Raw genomic sequence first — 2,020 nt, forward strand, 5'->3', positions numbered from 1 at the left:
GGCGACCGGGGCCGCCCACCGCGCCGAGCGGGTCAGTGGTGGTGGTGTGCCCGGACGGCACGCCGGATGGTCACCGGCTGCGCGGGAGCGCCGTCGACCGGCGCCGGGTCCTCGGCCGTCGGCGCGATTCCCTGAGCGGCGATCCGGTCCAGGGTGGCGAGCCCGGCCGCGTCCACCGTGCCGAAGATCGTGTAGTTGGGGCGTAGCGCCGAGTTGGCGTACACCAGGAAGAACTGGCTGCCGTTGGTGTCCGGCCCGGCGTTGGCCATCGCCAGCACGCCCCGGGCGTAGACCCGGCGTACGCCGGTCGGGTCGGTGGGGGCCGGCGGCAGGTCGGTCGGCAGTTCGTCGCGGTACCGGTAGCCGGGGCCACCCTCGCCGGTGCCGGACGGGTCGCCGCACTGCAACACGCTCAGCGTCGGGTAAGCGGTGAGCCGGTGGCACGGGGTGCGGTCGTAGAAGCGCTTGCCGACCAGGTGCAGGAAGCTCTGCACCGTGCACGGCGCGGCGGCCCGGTCCAGGGTCAACCCGATCGGCCCCTGGTTGGTGGAGAGGGTCACCCGGACGCTGCCCCGGTCCGGGGTGCGGCGCGGGTCGGGCGGCAGCGGCACCGGCCGGGCGGCTGGCTCGTCGGGCGTCTCGGTGTAGGCGCACGGGCCGTGCGTGGTGCGCGGCGGGCGGGCATCGGCGGCGGCCGCGCTCACCGTGCCGTCGGCCGCGACCGGCGCGGCCACCGCGGCAGCCGACGCGCCGACGATCAGCGTTGCGGCGAACGCCGTCACACCGGCGAGGCGGGTCAGCGCGCGTACCGACCGGCGGGGTGCCGCCGCGCCGGAAGGCGTTTCGAGTTCACTCGACACAGGGATCCTCCTGGGCTCGTGCTGCCAGAAAGACCGGAGTCTATGGATGCCGAGGCCTGTTGTCGATCTGACCGGGCAACCGACGGCGGCGGTGCCACAGCAACCCGCCCAGCAGCGCCAGCACTCCCGCGCCACTCAGCGCGACCACCGACCACAGCCATCCGGAGCCGGTGCCCGCCGGGCCGCTGGCCGCCGCCGGGCGGGGCGGACCGGGCGCGGCAAGCGCGGACGGCGCGGACGGCGCGGCCGACGGCGTGGCGGTCAGCTCACCCGGCTCGACCAGGCGGCCGACGCTGGCGTCGCGGGGCAGCGAGAAACCCCAGTCCAGCAGGGCCGCCCCCTGCTCCCAGCCGCGCATCGGCGCCGGCTCGGCGCCCAGCAGCGTCACCACCAGCCGACGCCCGTCACGTTCCGCCGCGCCGACGTAGGTGTGCCGAGCCAGGTCGGTGAAGCCCGTCTTGCCGCCCAACGCGCCCGGGTACCGGTAGATGAGCTGGTTCTCGTTCTGGATCTGGAAGCCCTTGGTCCGCTGCGCCGGCTGGGCCGGAATCGTCGCCAGCTGGGTGAGCGCGTACCGCCGGAAGGTCGGCTGCGCGAAGCAGGCCCGGGCGATCAGCGCCAGGTCGTACGCGCTGGTGAACTGGCCCTTGCCGTCCAGGCCGGACGGCGTGACCGCGTGCGTCTGGAGCGCGCCCAGGTGGTGTGCCTGCTCGTTCATGGCGCGGACTCCCCCGGCCGCGCCGTCAGACCCGCCGCCCAGCCGGGCCAGCGCGTTCGCCGCCTCGTTGCCGGAGTTGAGCAGCAGCCCCAGCCAGATCGTCTCGATGGTGTAGCGGCCGCCCTCGACCAGGCCGACGGCGGAGGAGCCGGGCTCGATGTTCATGTCCGCCGCGGTGACGGTCACCGTCTGGGCGGGGTCGAGCCGGGGCATCATCGTGGCCGCCAGCAGCAGCTTCTGGACGCTGGCCGGAGTGCCGTACTCGTGCGGGCCGCAGCCCCCGAGCACCTTGCCGGAATCCAGGTCCGCGACCAGCCAGGAGGTGGCGGTGATCGCCGGTGGCGTGCCCGCGCCGGTCGGCACGACCAGGCCGCTGGTGGCCAGCCCGGCGCCGCCCACCGTCCGCGCTTCGGGCACGGCGGGCGGGGGCGAGGGCCGTGGC

Annotated in this window: 2 protein-coding genes; both read right to left on the reverse strand. The window is 75.5% G+C overall.

The genetic code is table 11. The features are described 5' to 3' along the window. Nucleotides 1–32 precede the first annotated feature (32 nt). On the reverse strand, nt 33–860 hold the full coding sequence (locus AB0J68_RS31550; RefSeq protein ID WP_354862663.1) for a peptidylprolyl isomerase: 828 nt from the start codon (nt 858–860) through the stop codon (nt 33–35). A 40-nt stretch (nt 861–900) separates the two neighbouring features. Further along, nucleotides 901–2,020 (reverse strand): D-alanyl-D-alanine carboxypeptidase (locus AB0J68_RS31555; RefSeq protein WP_363942463.1); only part of this gene is annotated, 1,120 nt, incomplete at its 5' end.

Source organism: Micromonospora sp. NPDC049580, assembly GCF_040675595.1.
GTDB lineage: Bacteria > Actinomycetota > Actinomycetes > Mycobacteriales > Micromonosporaceae > Micromonospora.